Consider the following 22,231-nt stretch of genomic DNA (forward strand, 5'->3'; position numbering starts at 1 on the left):
TCATAAACGCGGCGTCTGAGAACCCGGGGCGCGGGCCGTGCCCCCAAGATGCTGACATCAGGATGATCCGGGGGGGCACCCCTTCAGCGCAGACAACAGGCCGATTTGACACGACACCGGATGGGTCGTGGTTGGGTTGGTGTGGGTTCACGGGACTGATCCGGGCTGACATCGATGCGACCATGGCAGCTATCCGACAACGACGGATGAATTTGCGATGGCTGGATTTTTGATGCGGGCTCTCTTGACGGGTGGGCCTGATGGCGATGAGGCCAAAATGAATGCCAGCAAACGCAAAATCTATTTTGGCTACCTTGCCCTCATCTGTGCGCCCTTGTTGGCCTTTGTATCCCCCGCAGCGGCCCTTGATGCCCCATCGCGTATCGACCGGAGTTTAAACCTGAATTCCCAATGCCGGTTGTACGCCTTCGTCCAAAATCTGAATGGTGGGTTGGCGTCTGTACGCGTTGCATCGATTGGGAGTGGTTCTGTACCAACCCAAGCGGCAGGGGGGGCATCTTATTTCAATGGAGGTGTCAGCACCACTTTTTCGGCGATAACTGCTGCGAATCTGGAAACGTACTGCAGTCTTACGGATATCTCTAGCCTTGTTCAGCAAGGCGCTGCAGGAACCTATGCCGCACATGACTATATCGGGGTTTCCTTTGAAGCGACACATACCAGCGCCGGTGATCGCTATGCCTATCTCGCCGAAATCAGCGGGGTAACGGGAACAACCGTTACGGTCAGCCAGACCCTTGTCAATGCAGCACCAACGGTAACGCTCGGCAGCGCCAGCGGGCCAGACGGCAGCGGAAACTATACCGTGATCGCCACCTTGTCCGAAAGCAGCTCCGATTTCACAGCCTCCAGCCTGACGTTGACAAACGCCACCGCGACCGTGTCCGGCAGCGGCAGCAGTTACACCATCGTTTTAAGCCCCGTGGCGGATGGGGCAGTCACTGCGTCGGTCCCAAAAGGGGGCTTTTCCGACAGCGGAGGGCTTGAAAACTGGGTCGCCTCAAATGAAGTAGCATTCACAGCTGACAAAACGCCCCCCACCGTCAGCATCGGTGCATTCACCGGGCCGCTGAACGGAGCGCAGTCGGCCGCGATCACCCTGTCGGAGGCCAGCACGGACTTCACCCTCGGTGACCTCACCCTGACCAATGCCACCGCGACGCTCTCCGGCTCTGGCACCAGCTACACGGCGGTGCTAACGCCAGTGGCGGACGGGCCGGTGGCGCTGTCGGTGGCGGCGGGCACCTTCAGCGATGCGGCTGGAAATGTGAATGCGGTGGGGTCAAATGAGGTCAGCACCACATATGATGGCACGCCCCCCACCGTCAGCATCGGCGCCTTTTCCGGCCCGCTGAACGGAGCGCAGTCGGCAGAGATCACCCTGTCTGAGGCCAGCACCGATTTCACCCTCGCTGACCTCACCCTGACCAATGCCACCGCGACGCTCTCCGGCTCTGGCACCAGCTACACCGCAGAGCTGACGCCGGTGGCAGATGGACCGGTGGCGCTATCGGTGGCCGCAGGCACCTTCAGCGATGCGGCGGGAAATGTGAACGCGGTGGGGTCAAATGAGGTCACCACGACATACGATGGCACCGCGCCAGTAATACGCCCCATTGGCAATCTGACGTTGGAAGCGGACTCGACCGGAACCCGCCGCATTGGCTTCTCAACGATCGTCGATGACAATGTTGACAGCGGCATCAGCCCGGTCTTCACGCTCAGCGGCAGTGTAATCACCAGCCCATATGACTTTCCGATCGGGGCGAATCTGATCAAGATAAACGCGACGGACTCGGCTGGAAATCAGGCGATCGAGGAAGAGTTCACCCTCACCATTACGCCGGGCGTCGTGCCGATCAGCCCGGTCCTGACAGCGACCCTCATCAATGCGGACCGCTCCATGACGATTGAGGGAACGGCCGAGACAGACGGTACAGTGCGCGTTACATTTCCCGACGCAAGCGTGGAAACGGTCACAGCAACGGGCGGCACGTTTTCTGCAACGTCTGCCGCGAATATGACCGGTGGGACCGTTTCTGTCACCGTGGAAAACAGCCTGGGCCATGTGTCGGCGCCCTCAACGGTTGATCTGTTTCCGGATTATGATGCGCCCACGATCAGCATCGGCGCTTTCACCGGGCCGCTGAACGGAGCGCAGTCGGCCGCGATCACCCTGTCAGAGGCGAGCACGGACTTCACCCTCGCCGACCTCACCCTGACCAATGCCACCGCCACGCTCTCCGGCTCCGGCACCAGCTACACCGCCGTGCTGACGCCGGTTGCGGACGGGCCGGTTGCCCTGTCGGTGGCGGCGGGCACTTTCAGCGATGCGGCGGGGAACGTGAACGCCGCCGCATCGAACGAGGTCACCACCAGCCACGACGGCACCGCGCCCACGATCACCATCGGCGCTTTCACCGGGCCGCTGAACGGAGCGCAGTCGGCAGAGATCACGCTCTCCGAGGCCAGCACGGACTTCACCCTCGCCGACCTCACCCTGACCAATGCCACCGCCACGCTCTCCGGTTCCGGCACCAGCTACACCGCCGTGCTGACGCCAATCGCGGACGGGCCGGTTGCCCTGTCGGTGGCGGCGGGCACCTTCAGCGATGCGGCGGGGAACGTTAATGCGGCGGGATCGAATGAGGTCACCACCAGCCACGACGGCACCGCGCCCACGATCACCATCGGCGCGTTCACCGGGCCGCTGAACGGAGCGCAGTCGGCCGCGATCACCCTGTCTGAGGCCAGCACGGACTTCACCCTCGCCGACCTCACCCTGACCAATGCCACCGCCACGCTGTCCGGTTCCGGCACCAGCTACACCGCCGTGCTGACGCCGGTTGCGGACGGGCCGGTGGCGCTGTCGGTGGCGGCGGGCACCTTCAGCGATGCGGCCGGGAACGTGAACGCCGCCGCATCGAATGAGGTCACCACGACATATGACGCCACCGCGCCATCGGTCAGTATCTCATCATCCAGCACAACGGTTGCCGGAGCGGCTTCAATTGAGATTGCGATCACCTTTTCCGAAGATGTGATCGGTTTTGCCGCAAGCGACATTTCCATTGCCAATGGCACCGTCACGAATCTTTCAGGAAGCGGCGCGGACTATCACGCCACGGTCACGACAACCGGCAAAGGGGATACCGAGATATCGATTCCCGCTGCCATCGCAACTGATGCGGCAGGCAACGCCAACACGGCGTCGAACACCTTGTCCATTTCCAACGCTGTCGTTGAGGAAACGCAAAAGGTCATCGCGCAGTTCATTCAATCGCGGGCGACGCAGCTGATCGCCAGCCAGCCGAACCTCACCGGGTTTCTCTCCGGCAGCAACAGCGGTGCCCTGAACGTGGCCGTGACACGCAGCAGAGGTGATTTTGACTTCGCCAGCGCGCCTGACGCAGACAATGGCGTCTGGGCACGGTTGAACGGCTCCTGGACACAGGAGGGTTACAGAAAAACCCGCTATGCCTTCGGGGTCATCGGGAGCCACGTGGAATTGTCTCCCAATCTGCTGGTCGGCGGGATGATTGAATTCGACTTTCTGAGCCAGGAGGAAGGTGCCAGCCGCATCGACGGCCATGGCTGGCTGATCGGCCCTTATTTCGTGGCCCGCAGCCCGGCCCATCCTTTGTTCTTTGAAGGGATGCTGCTTTATGGACAGACGAAGAACGATATCTCGCCGTTCGGAACCTATTCTGACAGATTTGAGACGCAACGGCTGCTCGCACAGTTCAAGGTCACCGGAGAAATCGGCCAGGGTCGGACAACGTGGATGCCTTCTGTGCAGCTGTCCTACACAACCGACACTCAGAAGGCCTACATCGATGGGCTTGGCAACTTCATTCCAGAGCAGGGTTTTGAATTGCTCCAGGCCGAGCTTGGCCTCGATGTCCGCCACCAGGTCCGTCTGCCCAGAAGCAGCGGCGCATTGGAGTTGACCGGGGGCCTCGCTTTTGTCGGCTCATCTACCAAAGGGTCGGGGAACGCTTCTCTGGTTGTGCCGGAATATGAGGGGGGACGCGGCAAGGTAAAGGCCGGGGCAAACTACAGCCTGCCCAATGGAGCGGTTTTGACGGTGGACGCATATTATGACGGCATCGGCACGGCCGGTTATGAAAGCTTTGGGGTGCAGTTCGGGTTCAATCTGACGTTCTGAACGCCCCGTTTGCATGTGACGTCGGGACAAGGAAGACCCTAAGAATGCGTCCGCGCAGAACAGGGCCGCGGAGCGTCTCCATTTTGGGGAACGACAGACCGTGAATTCCCTCCTGCGCAGATGTCAGCATTGGGCTGCCCCCCCTCACTGCCCCCGCTCCTCCTCAAGCCTGCGCCTGGCATTCAGCGCGATGCGCAGAATGGTGTCGTCGTTCTCATGGGCCTGGATGTGGCCCGACAGCAGCGCCATCCAGTAGATGCGCAGGACCGCATTGATGCGGCGGCTGTAATTGGGGCCAAGCTTGCGGAACCAGCGGACCATGTCGGTATCCAGCCGGATCGTCACCCGCGTCTTGGGGCAGTCGAGGCGCTGCCAGCTGTCCATGCCGTGCCAGTCCTCGGGCAGGCTCTTGTCCAGCCAGTCACGGCGCAGGGCGGATTGCAGATCGTCCAGCTCCTGCTGCATTTCGACATCGTGGTATTGGCGGCTGGGCATGGGCTTGGGGCTGTCTGGCTTGGGGCTGTGCGCTGCATGGATCTGCGAGAGGGATCAGCATGGGGCATCTGTCTTAAAGACGGCTGATGCCCCCGAACGCCCCCGCTGCAACGCGCAGTGCATGCCCGGTGTACGGGCGGTGTACAGGGGGTGCACGCGGGCCGCCGCCTGTTTTTCTTGCCACGGGGCGCAATCCTGATATACGCGCGAACATGCTTGATACCCAGTCCAATCGCCCCGAATTGCCGCCCGAAATCGCGCGCCGCCGCACCTTTGCGATCATCTCGCACCCGGATGCGGGCAAGACCACTTTGACCGAAAAATTCCTCCTTTACGGGGGCGCCATCCAGATGGCCGGACAGGTGCGCGCCAAGGGCGAAGCGCGGCGCACGCGCTCGGACTTCATGCAGATGGAAAAGGACCGGGGGATCTCGGTCTCGGCCTCGGCCATGTCGTTCGATTTCAAGGAGTTCCGGTTCAACCTGGTGGACACCCCCGGCCACTCGGACTTTTCCGAGGACACCTACCGGACGCTGACGGCCGTGGATGCGGCGGTGATGGTGATCGACGGTGCCAAGGGTGTCGAAAGCCAGACTCAGAAGCTGTTCGAGGTCTGCCGGTTGCGCGATCTTCCGATCCTGACCTTCTGTAACAAGATGGACCGGGAAAGCCGCGATACCTTTGAGATCATTGATGAAATCCAGGAGATGCTGGCGATTGACGTGACGCCCGCCAGCTGGCCCATCGGGGTGGGACGGGATTTCATCGGCTGCTATGACCTGTTGCGCGACCGGCTGGAGCTGATGGACCGCGCCGACCGCAACAAGGTGGCCGAAAGCATCTCGATCGAAGGGCTGGATGATCCGAAACTGGCCGAACACGTGCCCGCGCACCTGCTCGAAAAGTTCCTCGAAGAGATTGAAATGGCAAAGGAACTTTTGCCATCTCTGGATCCGCAATCGGTACTGGAAGGGCACATGACTCCGATCTGGTTCGGCTCTGCGATCAACTCCTTCGGAGTGAAGGAACTGATGGACGGCATCGGCACCTATGGCCCGGAGCCGCAGCCCCAGCAGGCCAGCCCCCGGCAGATCTGCCCCGAGGAAAAGAAGGTCACCGGTTTCGTCTTCAAGGTGCAGGCCAACATGGACCCTAAGCACCGCGACCGCGTCGCCTTTGTGCGCCTTGCCTCGGGACATTTCAAACGCGGCATGAAGCTGACCCATGTGCGCACGAAGAAACCGATGGCCATCTCGAACCCGGTGCTGTTCCTGGCCGCGGACAGGGAGCTGGCCGAAGAGGCTTGGGCGGGCGATATCATCGGCATTCCGAACCACGGCCAGTTGCGCATCGGCGATACCCTCACCGAAGGCGAAGCCCTGCGGGCCACCGGCATCCCCTCCTTTGCGCCCGAGCTTTTGCAGACCGTCCGCGCAGGCGATCCGATGAAGGCCAAACATCTTGAGAAGGCGCTGATGCAGTTCGCCGAGGAAGGCGCGGCAAAGGTCTTCAAGCCCTCATTCGGCTCGGGCTTCATCGTCGGCGTGGTCGGCGCGCTGCAGTTCGAGGTGCTCGCCAGCCGGATCGAGATGGAATACGGCCTGCCGGTGCGGTTCGAACCCTCGCAGTTCACCTCGGCCCGCTGGGTCAACGGCGACAAGCCCGCGGTGGAGAAGTTCATCAACGCCAACAAGCAGCATATCGCCACCGACCACGATGGCGACACCGTCTACCTGACGCGCCTGCAATGGGACATCGACCGGGTGGAGCGGGACTATCCGGACTTGAAACTGACCGCGACCAAGGAAATGATGGTCTGAGGCGAAATTTCAGACCATCAAGGTTGGGCACGGGCGGGCATGGATATTGCCGAAGAGATTTATCCGGGGGGCTTTCATGCCCTCATGCGCCGCCTCGAAAAGAAGCGGCGCCCTTACGAGGGCAGCGCCGCGCTTTTGCAATCTCTGCCGAGCGATCTCGCCGCTTTGGAAGCGGCCAGTATTGCGCCGGAATCCCCAGAGGACGCACCCGGCGAAAAGCAGCATATCGAAACCAAGTGGTTCAAAATCCGACGTGATTTTGCCGGACACAGCGAGCTGGCGGCCGTACATGCGCTCTGCATTGCGATTCTGCGCCGGGACGATCCCCCCCAGCTTGCCCGGGACCTGTTTCTACGCATCTGGCAAGAGCGCGGTGGCAGCTTTGTTGATTGTCTCGACACGCGCTGGCTGATTTCGGCCGCATCCACATTTGGCGATCATGGCGAAACCGAAGCGCAGCGGCGCGGCGGCCAGGGGCTGTCGATGCTCTTTGACCTGATCAAGCTGCACGACAGCGAGCGCAGACTCTCAGGACGCCCGGGCAACTTTGCCTTTCCCAACCTCAAGCGGCGCAAGTCCGATCATCCGCTTGCATTCGACATGACCGCCTATTCCTTGCGCTCGGGCGATCTTGACATGAACATGCTTGCGCGACTCTGGCAGTGTGTCGAAGAAGATCCGGTGTTCCGCCCCCTGGGCGCCCGCATGTTGCGCATGGTGATGACCGATGATCGCAGCATTTTCGCACGGCTGCGTCACTACAAGCGCAAACCCGCCGCCACATGACCACAGACGTGGGCACCGATACCTGGGGCATCGTCGCCACGGTGAAGGCCCCCGCCTTGGATCTATTGAACTGGGCAGCCTATCATCTGGACGCAGGGGCCCACCGGATTTTCATTTATCTGGATGCCCCCTGCCCCGAAGCCCGAGACCTGCTGGCCCAGCATCCGAAAATTCGCGTCATTGACTGCGATGACGCCCATTGGGCGCAACGGCGCAAGGCCGGCAAGCCGAGCAAGCATCAGGTTCGACAGACGATCAATGCAACGCGAACCTATCGGCGCCAAAGCAGGGATCTGGATTGGCTGATCCACATGGATGTCGACGAATTTCTCTGGTCGGACACCCCGCTGTCTCAGATCTTGGCCCGCCTGCCCGGGACGAGCAGATGCGCGAGGGCCTTGCCCATTGAAGTCCTGGCCGGAGGAGATGGAACCGCCTTCAAAGGGCATATTCCAAGCGGACCCGACAGGCGGCGGCTTGCCGAAGCGCTCTATCCGACATTCGGGGCCCATTTGCTCGGCGGTTTTCTGAGCCATGTGCAAGGGAAGCTTTTTGTACGTCCGGGGCTGGAGCAGGCGCAACTGCGCATTCACAACGTGATTCTTCCTGATGGGGAGAACCCGGGCCAGACGATTTTGCCAGATGTTGATCTCTGTCATCTGCATGCCGAAGACTGGGACAGCTGGATCCATCATTTTCGTTACAGGCTGGAAAGGGGCTCCTACCGGCCGGAACTGAAACCCGCCCTGCCCCGCGCGCAAGGAGGGCTTACGGTGCACGAGTTGTTGTCGGCGATCGAAGCGGAAGACGGGGAACAGGGCCTCAGAACCTTCTTTCACGAGGTTTGCGCCGATACACCGGACCTGAGGGCCAGGCTGAAACAAAGAGGATTGTTGCGAATCCGGGACCTGAGGCTGAGCGAAAAGCGGACCCTCCACTTCCCTGCCTTCACCTGAATCTCCAATTCTGTACGAACACCCCTTCTCTTTCGTCGCAAAGGCTCGATGGATGGTCGTCAAAAAAGGCTTCAATTGACGATCGCCCCTTATTTTGGTAGACCGCGCCACACGCCGGCAGCTGCCAAACCGCATGACCTTGCGAGGCCTGGCCGATACACACACGCGCGGGCCTGGTCAGTGTCCGCAACAACGGACGCAAATGACAAAATTCTCCGATCTGAACTTGAACCCCAAGGTCCTCAAGGCAATTGAGGAAGCCGGGTATGAAACCCCCACCCCAATCCAAGCCGGTGCCATTCCGCCCGCTTTGGAGGGACGCGATGTTCTGGGCATCGCGCAAACCGGCACCGGGAAGACCGCTTCCTTTACTCTGCCGATGATCACCGCTTTGGCCCGGGGCCGCGCCCGCGCCCGCATGCCACGCAGTCTGGTCCTGTGCCCGACGCGCGAACTGGCGGCCCAGGTGGCGGAAAACTTCGACACCTACACCAAGCACCTGAAACTGACGAAAGCGCTGCTGATCGGCGGCGTCAGCTTCAAGGAGCAGGACCAGTTGATCGACAAGGGCGTCGATGTTCTGATCGCAACCCCTGGTCGTCTGCTGGACCATTTCGAACGCGGCAAGCTGATCCTTTCCGATGTGAAAGTCATGGTTGTGGATGAGGCAGACCGCATGCTGGACATGGGCTTCATCCCCGATATCGAGCGCATCTTCGGCCTGACACCCTTTACCCGCCAGACCCTGTTCTTCTCGGCCACCATGGCGCCAGAGATCGAGCGGATCACCAATACCTTCCTGTCGAACCCGGCACGGATCGAAATTGCCCGTCAGGCGACCACCTCGGAAACCATCGAGCAGGCGGTGGTGGAGTTCAAAGCCTCCCGCAAGGATCGAGAAGGCAGCGAAAAGCGCAAGGTGCTGCGTGCGCTGATCGATCAGGAAGGCGACAAGCTGACCAATGCGATCATCTTCTGCAACCGCAAGACGGATGTGGATATCGTGTCAAAGTCGCTCAAGAAATACGGTTATGACGCAGCCCCGATCCACGGCGATCTGGATCAGAGCCAGCGCACCAAGACCCTTGAGGGCTTCCGTGAAGGCAAGCTGCGCATCCTTGTTGCCTCCGATGTGGCCGCGCGTGGCCTCGACGTGCCGAGCGTCAGCCATGTGTTCAACTACGATGTGCCGGGCCATGCCGAGGACTATGTGCACCGTATCGGCCGCACCGGCCGCGCCGGTCGCGAGGGCAAGGCGATCACAATCTGCGTGCCCCGCGATGAGAAGGCGCTGGATGCAGTTGAAAGCCTCGTCCAGAAGCAGATTGCCCGGCTGGAAAACCCTGTGAAAAAGGCTCCACCACGCAAGGCCACCGCCACAGCCGGCGAAGATGGCGATGGCGCAGCTGAGGAGAGCAAGGCAAGGCCAAGCCGCAGCCGCTCGCGCGGCAAACCCTCTGCCAAGGCTGCCGATACAGCCCAGGAACAAATCCAGGAACAGGAAGTTCAGGCCTCGCCCCCTCAGGACGACGCCAAAACCGAACCGACCTCCGGCAGCAAGAAGTCGCGCGGCAGCCGAGGCGGCAGCAAAGACCGCCGCGATGATCGCAAGGTTGTTGGCATGGGCGACCATATGCCGAGTTTCATTGCGCTGTCCTTTGACGAGCGCCGCGCCAGCTAGTCTGAACGCATTTGAATTTTTGCGGCCGCGCCCCATCCAGGTGCGGCCGTTTTCTTTTGCAGCCAGTCGACCAGCGCGCCTCCCGCAAGGGTTGCTTTGCACCTGCAGCATGGCGGGAATGACGATATTGCCAGATGTCATCGGTCCGCATCGGGCCTAGATGAGGGTCAAGCAACAGACAACTCACGACATGATCGAGATACCCTCATGACTTCTTCTGATACGACAATCCTGACCGCCCAGGACATTCAAGCCATCGAACAGCGTGCCTACGCGATGCGCAGCGAGGCGATCGCGCAGATCTTTCGCGCTGCTGGCGCGGCACTGGTTAAGGCCATGCGCAAGGTGGCTGGCATTTTCCAGCGTCCCCACCACGCCTGAGACAGACTTTCTCACCATCACTCACACGAAAACGCCCCGGTCCATTTGGCCGGGGCGCTTTTTTTTGCTTTCAGCAGTCCAAACCGTTCAGCGCATGCGGCTTATGACAACCGTCACCTCGGGCTTTTTGCCAATCTCGTTGTTCGCCGTCTGACGCGCAATCCGGCGCAGTTCTCCCTCCAGCTTGTCGTCATCGCGCAGGGTCTTGGCCCCGGCGCGCATCAGAAACTGGTTGAGATCCTCTTCGATCACCTCGGCCAGGGCCGCGTCGGATGTGCCGGTCTCGGCAAGGCCCTTGATATCGCACCAAGGCTCGCCCAGCGGTTCATCCTCTTCATCAAGGATCACTGTGACGACCAGGTGGCCATTCAGTGCCATACGGATCCGGTCGCGCACGATGCCGTCAAGTGCGCCGATCTTGACCGTACCGTCCAGATAGACCCGGCCGGTTTCCACGTAGTCCACGATCCTCGGCCCATCGCCCGCAAGATCCAGCATCGTTCCGTTTACGGCAACCACACTGGCAATCCCGGCTTCTTCGCCGATACGCGCATGCTGCCGCAGATGCCGATGTTCACCGTGCATCGGCACAAGAATCCTCGGCTTCACCAGCGCGTGCAGTTGTTCGAGATCCGGCCGGTTGGCGTGGCCCGAAACGTGATAGAGGCCCGAGCTGTCATCGACTACATCGACGCCCCGCTCCGAGAACTGGTTCATGATGCGGATCACGCCCTTCTCGTTGCCGGGAATGGTCTTGGAGGAGAACAGGAACAGATCCCCCTCTTTCAGTTCAAGGCCCCGGTATTTGCCGCGTGCCATCTGCGCGGTTGCCGCACGACGCTCCCCCTGGCTGCCGGTGGTGATCAGCATCAGGTTCTCGCGCGGGATATCCTGCGCTTCGTCGGGCTGGATCACCTTCGGGAAATCGGTCAGCACACCGGTCTCCACGGCAGCCTCCACCATGCGCAGCATGGCGCGGCCCAGCAGAACGATGGACCGCCCTGCCCGTTCTCCAGCTTCGGCAAGGGTTTTCACCCGTGCCACGTTCGAAGCAAAGGTGGTTGCCGCAACCATTCCCCTGGCCTCACCGATCAGTTTTGTGATCTCGGGTGCGAGTTCCGCCTCCGAGCGGCCCGGATGCGCCGAGAAGACATTGGTGGAGTCGCAGATCATCGCCTGCACGCCATCCTTGGCAATCTCCTTCCACATTTCCGGATCGAAGGGTTCTCCCACAAGCGGGTTCGGATCCAGCTTGAAATCGCCCGTGTGCACCACGCGCCCGACGGGCGTGTCGATCACCAGCGCCCCGCTTTCGGGGATGGAGTGGGACATGGGCGCAACCCCAACGGTGAAGGGACCAAGCTTGGTCACCTCGGGCCAGGCAGAGACGGTCTGCACCATCAGGGGGTCGTGGCCGCGCTCTTCCATCTTGCGCCGTGCCAGATTGGCGGTAAAGGCGCGGGCATAGACCGGCACACGCAGGTCGCCGTAAAGATGGGAGACCGCACCGATATGGTCTTCGTGGCCGTGGGTGATGAACACCGCCTCCAGCTGGTCCACCCGCTCTTTCAGCCAGGTGATGTCGGGCATGATCAGATCCACGCCCGGGCTGGTGTCCATATCCGGGAAGGCAACGCCCAGATCCACCAGGATCAGCCGCTCCTTGCCCGGCTTGCCGTAGCCATAGACATAGGCGTTCATGCCAATTTCACCTGCCCCGCCGAGGGGCAGATAGATCAATCGTTCAGTGCTCATTCGGAGTACCGTTATCCTTGTTATATTTATGGATGACCTGGAGTCCATGCATGGTGAGATCATCCTCATATGCGTCGAACAGATCAGCAGTTTGCTGGAACAAAGGCGCCAGCCCGCCTGTTGATATGATTTTCATGGGCACGCCGCGCTCTTGCTTGATGCGGGTGCAGATTTCGCGGACGAGGCCCACGTAGCCCCAGAAGACGCCGGATTGCATGCAGGCCACGGTATTGGTGCCGATGACCTTCTGCGGTTTCGAGATGTCCACATGGGGCAAGGCCGCTGCTGCCTGGTGCAGGGCTTCAAGGCTCAGATTCACACCCGGTGCGATCACCCCGCCCACATAGGCGCCATCCTCGGCCACCACGTCGAATGTGGTCGCGGTGCCGAAATCCACCATCACCAAGTTGCCGCCGTAGTGATCGAACCCCGCAACCGTATTGACCAGCCGGTCCGGGCCAACGGCGGTACCTGCGTCTACGCGTACCTCGACCGGCAATAGGCAGTCGGGTTTCCCGACCACCAGGGGTCGGGTATTAAAGTAACGATCCCCCAGAACCCGCAGGTTGAAGACCACACGCGGCACGGTGGAGGAGATGATCATGTCGGTAATATCCGCCTCGATCCCCTGCAGCCGCATCAGTGTGTTGAGCCAGACGAAATACTGGTCCGCCGTGCGCCGCCAGTCGGTAGCCGTGCGCCAGGTTCCGACGAATTGCTCCCCATCCCAGATCGAGAACACGGTATTTGTGTTGCCACAGTCAACGGCCAGAAGCATCGTTGCGTCCTTCCTAGAAGTAGACATCCGCGGCCGGAATACAAGTGCGGCCCTTGGCGGTGTTTAGGACAAGGTTGCCCTGGGCGTCCACCGTCTCGAAGGTGCCTTCGGTTTCGGACGTTGCGGTGCGTGCGGTGATAACCTCGCCCAGTTTGGCCGCGCGCGCCAGCCAGGCGGTGCGGATCGGCTCGAACCCATAGGTAATGAACTGCTCCTCATAGCGGGCGTAGGCCTCGGCGAGCGCCTCAAGGAACTCCTCGGCAGACACCTGAATCCCGGTTTCAGAGAGCAGCGAGACCGGCCAGACGGCACCCGGTTCCAGCCACTCTTTCATCGGGGTTTCCATCAGGTTCACCCCGATCCCAATCGACAGATGGGTAACGCCACTGCCCTGACCGGTACTTTCCAGCAGGATACCGGCCAGTTTTCCGCCATTCAGCAGCACATCATTCGGCCACTTCAAAGCAAGGCCATCGGTGCGACCAGTCACTGCAACGCAGGCATCGAACAGCGCAAGGGAGGCCACGAAACTACGCAAAGCCACCTGATCTGCGGGACCTTCTGGACGCAGGACAAGCGTGGCGGCAAAGTTGCCCTTGGGATCCTTCCAATCCCGTCCACGGCGCGCGCGCCCCTTTGTCTGGCGCAGCGCAAGGATCCATTCGGGCCCTTTCAGATCACCCGCAATGCGGGCTGCCTCATCCAGAGTGCTATCCACCTCTGGCAGAACGCGTTTTCCATATCCCACAGGCCAGGTCATAGCCGACACACCTTATTCTTATGCGCAAAAGGCCCGGTCGCACGACCGGGCCCTTTCAACTTGTCTATAGCCTTGATCAATTGACAAGGGTTGCAGCCGCAGCCGCCGCAGCGCCGTCAATTCCGAACTGATAGACCACACCGATCAGCATCAGAGCCGCAGAGGCCATCAGCCCAAGGGTCAGAACGGGCGAACCCTTCGCTTCGACCTCTTCTTCAGCGCTGCCAAAGTACATGTAGAAAACAATCCGCAGGTAGTAGAAGGCACCGATAACGGACGCGATGGCCGAGGCGATGACCAGCCCCATGAGACCTGCCTCAACACCCGCCTGCCAGACGCCCAGCTTGGCAAAGAAGCCCAGCATCGGTGGCACACCCGCCAGCGAGAACATGAGGATCAGGACCGCCAGTGCCTTGCCAGGCTCGCGTGATGCGAACTGGTTCAGCGACATGATATCGGTGACCGGCTTGCCGTCCTTTTCCAGCATCAGGATAAAGGAGAAGGTACCGACATTCATGGTGACATAGATCGCCAGATAGACCAGCATGGCCGAAACGCCTGCCTCGGTGCCCGCCGCCAGACCGATCATCGCATAGCCCATGTGGGCGATCGAGGAAAACGCCATCAGGCGCTTGATATCGCGCTGGCCGATGGCCGCAATGGCGCCCAGGAACATGGACAGCACCGACAGAACCACAATCACCTGCTGCCAGTCGACGATGGCGCCGCCAAAGGCGTCGTGCAGCACGCGGGCGAACAGTCCCATCGCGGCCACTTTCGGCGCTGTGGCAAAGAAGGCCGTGACCGGCGTGGGGGAGCCTTCGTAGACATCCGGGGTCCACATGTGGAACGGCACGGCGGACACCTTGAAGGCCATGCCCGAGATCAGGAACACCAGGCCAAAGAGCATGCCAAGCGACATTTCACCATGTTCTGCCACCTGGATGATGCCAGCGAACTTGGTGGTTCCGGCAAAGCCGTAGACCAGCGATGCACCATAGAGCAGCAGACCCGAGGACAGCGCGCCGAGGACGAAGTACTTGAGCCCCGCTTCGGTGGATTTGACGCTGTCACGGCGCAGCGAGGCAACCACGTAAAGCGCCAGCGATTGCAGCTCAAGCCCCATGTACAGCGCCATCAGATCGCCTGCGGACACCATGACCATCATGCCGACCGCGCTCAGCGCGATCAGGATGGGGTACTCGAACGGCAGCATGCCGCGGCGGGACATGTATTCCTGCCCCATGATCATCACGGCAGCGGCGGCGACCAGGATCACAACCTTGGCAAAGCGTGAGAAGCCGTCGTCGACGAACATGCCAGCAAAGGCTTCGTTGGTGCCGCTACCGGCTGCGGCGATCCAGACCGCCAGGGCAACCATCAGACCAGCGGTGGCCCAGACCAGTGTCGTGGCCAGCTTGTTCTTGCCGGTATAGACGGCCACCAAGAGCGCCACCATTGCGTAAAGCGCCAGAACAATCTCTGGCAGGACGATGGAGAGATCAGCTTGGATCATCTGCCTTGGCTCCCTTAGTGCGAAGCAATCTGGGTCGCCGACGAGGTGTCAGCGGCGGCCAGAGATTGGTTGAAGTTCGAGATCAGCGCCTCGGTGGACGGACCGATGATATCGGTGACAAGCGACGGGTAGACGCCCAAAAGGATGGTCATCACCACCAGCGGCGCAAAGATGAACCGCTCGCGCGCATCCATGTCCTTGATGGTCTTGAGGCTTTCCTTGATCAGATCGCCAAAGACCACGCGGCGATAAAGCCACAGCGCATAGCCCGCCGAGAAGATCACGCCGGTTGCGGCAACGGCTGCCACCCAGGTGTTCTTCTGGAAGGTGCCCATCAGGGTCAGGAATTCTCCGACGAAACCGGATGTGCCCGGCAGGCCCACGTTGCCCATGGTGAAGAACATGAAGACGAGCGCATAGGCGGGCATGCGGATCACAAGGCCGCCATAGGCGTCGATGTCGCGGGTGTGCATACGATCATAGATGACGCCCACGCAAAGGAACAGCGCCGCCGATATGAAGCCGTGGCTCAGCATCTGAAAGATCGCGCCGTCGATGCCCTGCTGGTTGGCAGCAAAGATGCCCATGGTCACAAAGCCCATATGCGCAACCGAGGAATAAGCGATCAGCTTTTTCATGTCCTCTTGCACCATCGCCACCAGCGACGTGTAGACAACCGCGATGGCTGACATCCAGAGGATCAGATCCGTCATCACATCGGCGCCCACCGGGAACATCGGCAATGAGAAACGCAGGAAGCCATAGCCGCCCATCTTCAAAAGGATCGCCGCCAGCACGACCGAACCTGCCGTCGGCGCCTGAACGTGCGCATCCGGCAGCCAGGTGTGCACCGGCCACATCGGCATCTTCACCGCGAAGGAGGCAAAGAAGGCGAGGAACATCAGGGTCTGCATGCCGCCGACCACATGGATGCCAAGAACATCAAAGCTTGCCGCCGAGAAGCTGTGCGTCAGCAGGGTTTCGATGTCCGTGGTGCCCGCATCGGCATACATGGCGACCATGGCAACCAGCATCAGCACCGAGCCGAAGAAGGTATAGAGGAAGAACTTGAACGACGCGTAGATCCGCTCCTTGCCGCCCCAGATGCCGATGATCAGGAACATCGGTATCAGGCCCGCCTCGAAGAACAGGTAGAACAGCACTAGATCCAGCGCCATGAAGACGCCCAGCATCAGGGTCTCAAGCAGCAGGAAGGCCACCATGTATTCCTTGACGCGGGTGGTGACGTTCCAGCTGGCCAGAATGGTCAGCGGCATAACGAAGGTGGTGAGCATCACGAACAGCACCGAAATGCCGTCAACGCCCATCTTGTACTTCAGGCCAAAGATCCACTCGGCCTCTTCCACGAACTGAAAGCCCGTGTTTGAGGGGTCGAAATTCGCGTAAATCGACAACGACGCCAGGAAGGTGATCGAGGTCGCCAGGAGCGCGATCCATTTGGCGTTGCGTTGTCCCGCTGCGTCATCCCCCCGGAGCAGCAGGGCCATCAGGCCCGCCGCAAACGCCGGGATAAAGGTGACAATAGAAAGGATGTTGTCCATCAGTGCGCTCCTCCGCCGATCGACATCCAGGTGACAAGGGCGGCAATGCCCAGCACCATCCAGAAGGCATAGGTAAAGATGAAGCCGGACTGGGCCCGGCCAGCGAGACGGGTGAAGAAGGGCACAATGCCCATGGCCACACCGTTCAGGAAACCATCGATCGTCTTGCCGTCGCCCTTCTTCCAGAAGAAGCGGCCAATGGCCAGGGCGGGTTTGACAAAGATCGCATCGTACAGTTCGTCAAAGTACCACTTGTTCTTGAGGAACAGATACAAGGGGCGATGCGTCTCGGCGAGGCGCCCGGGTAGTGACGGGTTCCAGATGTAGAACCACAACGCCATGATCAGACCGCCCAGCATGGCGATGAAGGGCGAGACCTTGACCCATTTCGGAACCGCATGGGCATCGTCGAGCACGGTATTGTCCGGCGCGATGTAAAGCGCCCCCTCACCCGGCTTGCCGGTGAAGACATAGTGGTGCTCCCCCTTGGCGGCTTCGCCGTGATCGTCCGTGGCCGCACCATGTGAGTCTTCGCCATGGGCATCGCCGTGACCGTCAGCCGAAGCCTCCGCATAGGGAATGCCGTAGAACTTGCCGACGGTATCGGTGTGGCCAAAGAAGCTCTTGTACCAGATCATGCCAGAGAAGACCGCCCCCAGCGCCAGAACGCCAAGCGGGATCAGCATGACCATCGGGCTTTCATGCGCATGATCATGCGTATGCTTGTCGCCGCGCGGCTTGCCGTAGAAGGTCAGGAAGATCAGGCGCCAAGAGTAGAACGAAGTCATCGCAGCGGCTACGACAAGAAGCCAGAAGCCATATGATGACCCGCCCGCATAGGCGCTTTCGATGATCGCGTCCTTGGACAGGAAGCCGGCAAAGCCGATGTAGGTCAGCGGAATACCAACGCCAGTGATGGCCAGCGTGCCGATCATCATCGCGGCAAAGGTATAGGGGATCTTCTTGCGCAGACCACCATAGTTCATCATGTCCTGCTCATGGTGCATCGCGTGGATCACCGAGCCTGCACCAAGGAACAGCATCGCCTTGAAGAAGGCGTGGGTGAACAGGTGAAACATTGCCGCCGAGTACATGCCCACGCCAGCAGCCACGAACATGTAGCCAAGCTGCGAACAGGTGGAATAGGCGATGACGCGCTTGATGTCGGTCTGCACCAGGCCAACGGTCGCGGCAAAGAAGGCTGTCGTTGCACCAAGCACGGTGATGAACATGGTTGCCTCGGGCGCGAACTCCATCAGCGGCGACATGCGGCAGACGAGGAAGACACCGGCGGTCACCATGGTTGCGGCGTGGATCAGGGCCGAAACCGGGGTCGGGCCCTCCATCGCGTCCGGCAGCCAGGTGTGCAGGATCAGCTGCGCCGACTTGCCCATGGCGCCGATGAACAGCAGCACGGCAATCAGGTTGGCCGCGTTCCACTCACCCCAAAGGAAAGAAACCTGAGTCTCTGCGATCTCCGGCACGGCTGCGAAGATGTCGTTGAAGCTGATGCTGTCGGTCAGCAGGAACAGTCCAAAGATCCCCAGCGCAAAGCCGAAGTCGCCCACACGGTTGACGATAAAGGCCTTCATCGCCGCCGCATTGGCAGAAGGCTTGCGGTAGTAGAAGCCGATCAGCAGGTAGGAGGCCACGCCCACGCCCTCCCAGCCAAAGAACATTTGCACCAAGTTGTCCGCCGTAACCAGCATCAGCATCGCGAAGGTGAAGAAGGACAGGTAGGCAAAGAAGCGCGGCTTGTAGCTTTCGCCGTCCTTCCACTGCGGATCGTGATCCATGTAGCCGAAGGAGTAGAGGTGCACGAGGCTGGAGACCGTGGTGACAACGATCAGCATAATCGCGGTCAGGCGGTCCAGACGGATCCCCCAGGAGGTCGAGAGCGATCCGCTTTCGATCCAGCGCAGGATCTCGATGTTCTGGGTGGTGCCATCAAAGGTCAGGAAGACGGTCCAGGACAGCACGGCAGAGAGGAACAGCAGGCCCGTGGCCGTGATCATCGCGGCCTTTTCGCCGATGAACTTCCAGCCAAATCCGCAGATCAGCGCGCCCACGAGCGGGGCAAAGAGAAGGATGGTTTCCATTGTTCTTTAGCCCTTCATCACGTTGATGTCTTCGACGGCGATGGTGCCGCGGTTGCGGAAGAAGCAAACCAGGATCGCAAGGCCAATGGCGGCCTCGGCGGCGGCCACGGTCAGCACGAACAAGGTAAAGACCTGCCCCACCAGATCGCCAAGGAAGCTGGAAAAGGCCACAAGGTTGATGTTCACCGCCAGCAGCATCAATTCGATGCTCATCAAGAGGATGATCACGTTCTTGCGGTTGAGGAACAGGCCAAAGATCCCAATGACGAACAGCGTCGCCGCAACGGTGAGATAATGTTCAAGTCCTATCATGATTTCGCTCCCGGCGAGTTGGGGTAGAAGACTTTGCACCCGCACAGCAGATCAAAACGATCGCCCCGACCTACCTTGTGTGTCTCAGTAAAGTTAATTGAAAACTCGAAGAACTGAGTGTTGGGGTTCAGCTCACGAGCCCCAGCGGCAGCTGCCACTTCAACCAGTTCGTGAAGATCTTTTCCCGCGTTCAGAGAAAACGGCGCTTGGTCCCCAACAAGTGGCGCATAAACGGCTTGTGGTCCGCAGCTCGTTTCCCCAATGATCGTTTCCGGCCCCAGCAGAATTGTCACTTCTCGAGTCTTGCAATCGCCCAGCAGAACTTTCGCGGAGTTTTCGTTGATGACCTGAAAGAAGCGTCCGTCATCAAGCCGAACGGCCTCACCCAGCCTCTGATCGTCATAAGCTCCGCCATTGATCATCCGGCAGCGCCGATCAATGGCAACCGGTTTGCTGTCGGCCCGCACTTCACTGGCTGACCGCTCTTCCTCGGCATAGATGCACGCCAACGAAGGAACCGGCACAACCGCGATGGAAACGGCGACCAGGACATTAGATATGGACTTGCGTGTCTTCACAGCCCCTGCCCCGGTTTCACGTCCTTGAGTTCCATCGCCTTGGCCGGATCGCGCATCATCTGGGCGACAACGTCCTGGCGTTTGACGTCCTTGCGGTGGCGCAGGGTCAGCACGATGGCGCCGATCATGGCGACCAGCAGGATCAGACCCGCCAGCTGGAACAGAAGGAAATATTGGTCATAGATAATGAGGCCAAGCGCCTCGGTGTTATGCCGGTCCGCCGGGACGGGCTGCGCGACCAGCTCCGAGGCCAGCGGCGCGCTTTCCCAGGCGCCGTAGGCCATGACGAACTGCATAAGGATCACAAGTCCAATCAGCAGCGCCACCGGCATGTAGCGGGCCATCTCGGCCTTCAGCTCGGCAAAGTCCACATCCAGCATCATCACCACGAAGAGGAACAGAACCGCGACCGCCCCCACGTAGACGATGACCAGCAGCATGGCGACGAATTCCGCCCCCAGAAGCACGAACAGCCCGGCCGAGGAAATGAAGGCCAGGATCAGCCATAGCACCGAATGCACCGGCTGGCGGCTGATCACAGTGAACAGCCCGCCGGTGATGGCGCTGATGGCGAAGAGGTAGAAGGCAAAAACGCTCATGTCTCATCGTCCCTTTTGTCGTCCAGGACCTCCTGCGCCAGTTCAAGCGCGCGGGTCATGGCCGGAATGCCGGCAAAGACCGACATCTGTCCGATCGTTTCAACGATCTCTTGTTTCTTCGCGCCCGCCTCCAGGGCGTGGCGCACGGTCTGGCGCAGGGCGGTGTCCGCCTGTGCGCCTTGCATGGTCAGCCCCGCCAGCGTCAAAAGCAGGCGGGTCTTGGCATCCAGACCGTCCTTGTTGACGGTCTTGCCGAACATCAGTTCCATGGCCTCCTTGGGCATGGTCGGCCACAGCGCCTCGAACCCTTTCATGGCCTCGGCAGGCGAGAAATGCTCAAGCGCCGGATTGAACGCTTTGGCCATTTCATGGGCCTGGGCCATCATGGCCTCAAAGGGGTTCTTTGGCGTTTCGGTCATGGTCCTATCACCGGTAGGGTGCGTCGATTTCCAGGTTGCGGGCGATCTCGGCTTCCCAGCGTTCCCCGTTCGAGAGCAGCTTTTCCTTGTCGTAGAACAGCTCTTCACGGGTTTCGGTGGCGAATTCGAAATTCGGCCCCTCGACAATTGCATCCACCGGGCAGGCTTCCTGGCAGAAGCCGCAGTAGATGCATTTGGTCATGTCGATGTCATAGCGCGTGGTGCGCCGGCTACCATCCTCACGCGGTTCGGCATCGATGGTGATCGCCTGCGCGGGGCAGACAGCCTCGCACAACTTGCAGGCAATGCAGCGTTCCTCGCCATTGGGATAGCGACGCAGCGCGTGCTCACCCCGGAACCGCGGGCTCAGCGGGCCCTTTTCATGCGGGTAGTTCAGCGTTGCCTTTGGGGCGAAGAAATACTTCATCCCCAGTTTGAAGCCGACCCAGAAATCCTGCAGCAGGAAATACTTTGCGGCGCGGGTATAGTCGATCTGAGTCATGATCAGCCCCCTGTTGTCCAGCGTGCAAAGGCACCCCAGAACCAGTCGAATTTTGCAGCGAAGGCGACAAAGACCACCCAGACCAGCGAGAAGGGCAGGAAGACCTTCCAGCCAAGGCGCATCAACTGGTCATAGCGATAGCGCGGTGTGATCGCCTTCACCATTGCGAAGAGGAAGAAGAAGAAGGCCATCTTGCCGACCATCCACAGAACGCCGTCCGGAATGCCCGGGATCGGGGACAGCCAGCCGCCAAAGAACAGCAGCGTGGTCAGCGCGCACATCAGGAAGATGGCGATATATTCACCGGCCATGAACAGCAGGAAAGGCGTCGCCGAGTATTCCACCTGATAGCCGGCCACCAGTTCCGATTCCGCTTCGGGCAGATCGAACGGCGGACGGTTGGTTTCCGCCAGCGCCGAGATGAAGAACAGGAAAACCATCGGGAAATGGGGCAGCCAGTACCAGTTGAACAGGCCCGCATCGCCATCCTGCGCGCGCACGATGTCGCCAAAGTTCATCGAGCCGGTCGACAGGATCACACCGATGATGATCAGACCGATCGAGACCTCATAGGAAATCATCTGCGCCGCAGAGCGCAAGCTGCCGAGGAAGGGATACTTCGAGTTCGACGCCCAGCCGCCCATGATGACGCCGTAGACTTCAAGCGAGGAGACCGCGAAAACATAGAGGATCGCCACGTTGATATCCGACAGCACCCATCCATCGTTGAACGGGATCACCGCCCAGGCGATCATCGCAAGTACGAATGAGGTCAGCGGTGCCAGAATGAAGACTGTACGGTCAGCACCCGCCGGAATGACCACCTCTTTCACCACGTATTTCAGCGCGTCGGCCACCGATTGCAGAAGGCCGTAGACGCCCACCACGTTGGGGCCCCGGCGCATCTGCACCGCCGCCCAGATCTTGCGGTCCCCGTAAACGAGGAACAGAAGCGAAATCATGACAAAGGCAACAACTGCAAGCACTTGCGCCAGTATCAGAACGGCGATGCCGCCTGGGGTGTTAAAGAAGTCAGCCATAGG

General features: G+C 60.4%; 19 protein-coding genes. 6 read left to right on the forward strand and 13 right to left on the reverse strand.

Features of this window, described 5'->3' with window-relative positions:
- The first annotated feature begins 826 nt into the window (after positions 1–826).
- A complete protein-coding gene (locus AADA15_RS02730) occupies positions 827–4,189 on the forward strand; it encodes an Ig-like domain-containing protein (RefSeq protein ID WP_341639998.1) in 3,363 nt (1,120 codons plus the stop codon).
- A gap of 144 nt (positions 4,190–4,333) precedes the next feature.
- Here the strand turns inward: AADA15_RS02730 and AADA15_RS02735 are convergent, their stop codons facing one another.
- Entirely contained in the window at positions 4,334–4,684 is a 351-nt protein-coding gene (locus AADA15_RS02735) for a BrnA antitoxin family protein (protein WP_341639999.1), read from the reverse strand.
- 212 nt (positions 4,685–4,896) lie between these two features.
- Here AADA15_RS02735 and AADA15_RS02740 point away from each other — a divergent pair, with 212 nt between their 5' ends.
- The 5 genes from AADA15_RS02740 (at position 4,897) to AADA15_RS02760 (ending at position 10,308) form a co-directional block, all read left to right on the forward strand.
- Positions 4,897–6,504, forward strand: a complete 1,608-nt coding sequence (locus AADA15_RS02740; protein WP_341640000.1) for a peptide chain release factor 3 — start codon at positions 4,897–4,899, stop codon at positions 6,502–6,504.
- A 39-nt stretch (positions 6,505–6,543) separates the two neighbouring features.
- The gene (locus tag AADA15_RS02745; RefSeq protein ID WP_341640001.1) at positions 6,544–7,290 is read left to right on the forward strand and encodes a hypothetical protein; all 747 of its coding nucleotides are present in this window, start codon (positions 6,544–6,546) and stop codon (positions 7,288–7,290) included.
- Positions 7,287–8,246: a glycosyltransferase family 2 protein gene (locus AADA15_RS02750; RefSeq protein WP_341640002.1), complete on the forward strand. Its 960-nt coding sequence runs from the start codon at positions 7,287–7,289 to the stop codon at positions 8,244–8,246. The genes AADA15_RS02745 and AADA15_RS02750 overlap by 4 nt, the downstream gene beginning before the upstream one ends.
- 202 nt (positions 8,247–8,448) lie before the next feature.
- Positions 8,449–9,927 carry a DEAD/DEAH box helicase gene (locus tag AADA15_RS02755; protein WP_341640003.1) on the forward strand — a complete coding sequence of 493 codons (1,479 nt, stop codon included), beginning with the start codon at positions 8,449–8,451 and terminating at the stop codon, positions 9,925–9,927.
- A 207-nt stretch (positions 9,928–10,134) separates the two neighbouring features.
- On the forward strand, positions 10,135–10,308 hold the full coding sequence (locus AADA15_RS02760) for an RSP_7527 family protein (protein ID WP_341640004.1): 174 nt from the start codon (positions 10,135–10,137) through the stop codon (positions 10,306–10,308).
- 87 nt (positions 10,309–10,395) lie between these two features.
- Here the strand turns inward: AADA15_RS02760 and AADA15_RS02765 are convergent, their stop codons facing one another.
- The 12 genes from AADA15_RS02765 to nuoH form a co-directional block, all read right to left on the reverse strand.
- A complete protein-coding gene (locus tag AADA15_RS02765) occupies positions 10,396–12,063 on the reverse strand; it encodes a ribonuclease J (protein WP_341640005.1) in 1,668 nt (555 codons plus the stop codon).
- Entirely contained in the window at positions 12,053–12,841 is a 789-nt protein-coding gene (locus AADA15_RS02770) for a type III pantothenate kinase (protein WP_341640006.1), read from the reverse strand. Before AADA15_RS02770 ends, AADA15_RS02765 begins: the two co-directional genes overlap by 11 nt.
- A 13-nt stretch (positions 12,842–12,854) precedes the next feature.
- Positions 12,855–13,601 (reverse strand): biotin--[acetyl-CoA-carboxylase] ligase, encoded by a 747-nt coding sequence (locus AADA15_RS02775; protein WP_341640007.1) that lies wholly within the window; start codon positions 13,599–13,601, stop codon positions 12,855–12,857.
- 76 nt (positions 13,602–13,677) lie between these two features.
- Positions 13,678–15,117: an NADH-quinone oxidoreductase subunit NuoN gene (gene nuoN / locus AADA15_RS02780; protein WP_341640008.1), complete on the reverse strand. Its 1,440-nt coding sequence runs from the start codon at positions 15,115–15,117 to the stop codon at positions 13,678–13,680.
- Positions 15,118–15,131: 14 nt separating this feature from the next.
- On the reverse strand, positions 15,132–16,679 hold the full coding sequence (locus tag AADA15_RS02785) for an NADH-quinone oxidoreductase subunit M (RefSeq protein ID WP_341640009.1): 1,548 nt from the start codon (positions 16,677–16,679) through the stop codon (positions 15,132–15,134).
- Positions 16,679–18,778 (reverse strand): NADH-quinone oxidoreductase subunit L, encoded by a 2,100-nt coding sequence (gene nuoL / locus AADA15_RS02790; RefSeq protein WP_341640010.1) that lies wholly within the window; start codon positions 18,776–18,778, stop codon positions 16,679–16,681. The genes AADA15_RS02785 and nuoL overlap by 1 nt, the downstream gene beginning before the upstream one ends.
- Positions 18,779–18,784: 6 nt before the next feature.
- The gene (gene nuoK, locus AADA15_RS02795) at positions 18,785–19,090 is read right to left on the reverse strand and encodes an NADH-quinone oxidoreductase subunit NuoK (protein ID WP_005624625.1); all 306 of its coding nucleotides are present in this window, start codon (positions 19,088–19,090) and stop codon (positions 18,785–18,787) included.
- Entirely contained in the window at positions 19,087–19,668 is a 582-nt protein-coding gene (locus AADA15_RS02800; protein WP_341640011.1) for a hypothetical protein, read from the reverse strand. The genes nuoK and AADA15_RS02800 overlap by 4 nt, the downstream gene beginning before the upstream one ends.
- Positions 19,665–20,267 (reverse strand): NADH-quinone oxidoreductase subunit J, encoded by a 603-nt coding sequence (locus tag AADA15_RS02805; protein ID WP_341640012.1) that lies wholly within the window; start codon positions 20,265–20,267, stop codon positions 19,665–19,667. Before AADA15_RS02805 ends, AADA15_RS02800 begins: the two co-directional genes overlap by 4 nt.
- Positions 20,264–20,686, reverse strand: coding sequence for a carboxymuconolactone decarboxylase family protein (locus tag AADA15_RS02810; RefSeq protein ID WP_274848194.1), 423 nt, complete (start codon positions 20,684–20,686; stop codon positions 20,264–20,266). The genes AADA15_RS02805 and AADA15_RS02810 overlap by 4 nt, the downstream gene beginning before the upstream one ends.
- Before the next feature lie 7 nt (positions 20,687–20,693).
- A complete protein-coding gene (nuoI, locus tag AADA15_RS02815) occupies positions 20,694–21,188 on the reverse strand; it encodes an NADH-quinone oxidoreductase subunit NuoI (RefSeq protein WP_341640013.1) in 495 nt (164 codons plus the stop codon).
- A gap of 2 nt (positions 21,189–21,190) precedes the next feature.
- The gene (gene nuoH, locus AADA15_RS02820; RefSeq protein WP_341640014.1) at positions 21,191–22,228 is read right to left on the reverse strand and encodes an NADH-quinone oxidoreductase subunit NuoH; all 1,038 of its coding nucleotides are present in this window, start codon (positions 22,226–22,228) and stop codon (positions 21,191–21,193) included.
- Positions 22,229–22,231 lie beyond the last annotated feature (3 nt).

The organism is Phycobacter sedimenti (assembly GCF_038148855.1).
In the GTDB taxonomy this organism is placed as follows: Bacteria; Pseudomonadota; Alphaproteobacteria; order Rhodobacterales; family Rhodobacteraceae; genus Phycobacter; species Phycobacter sedimenti.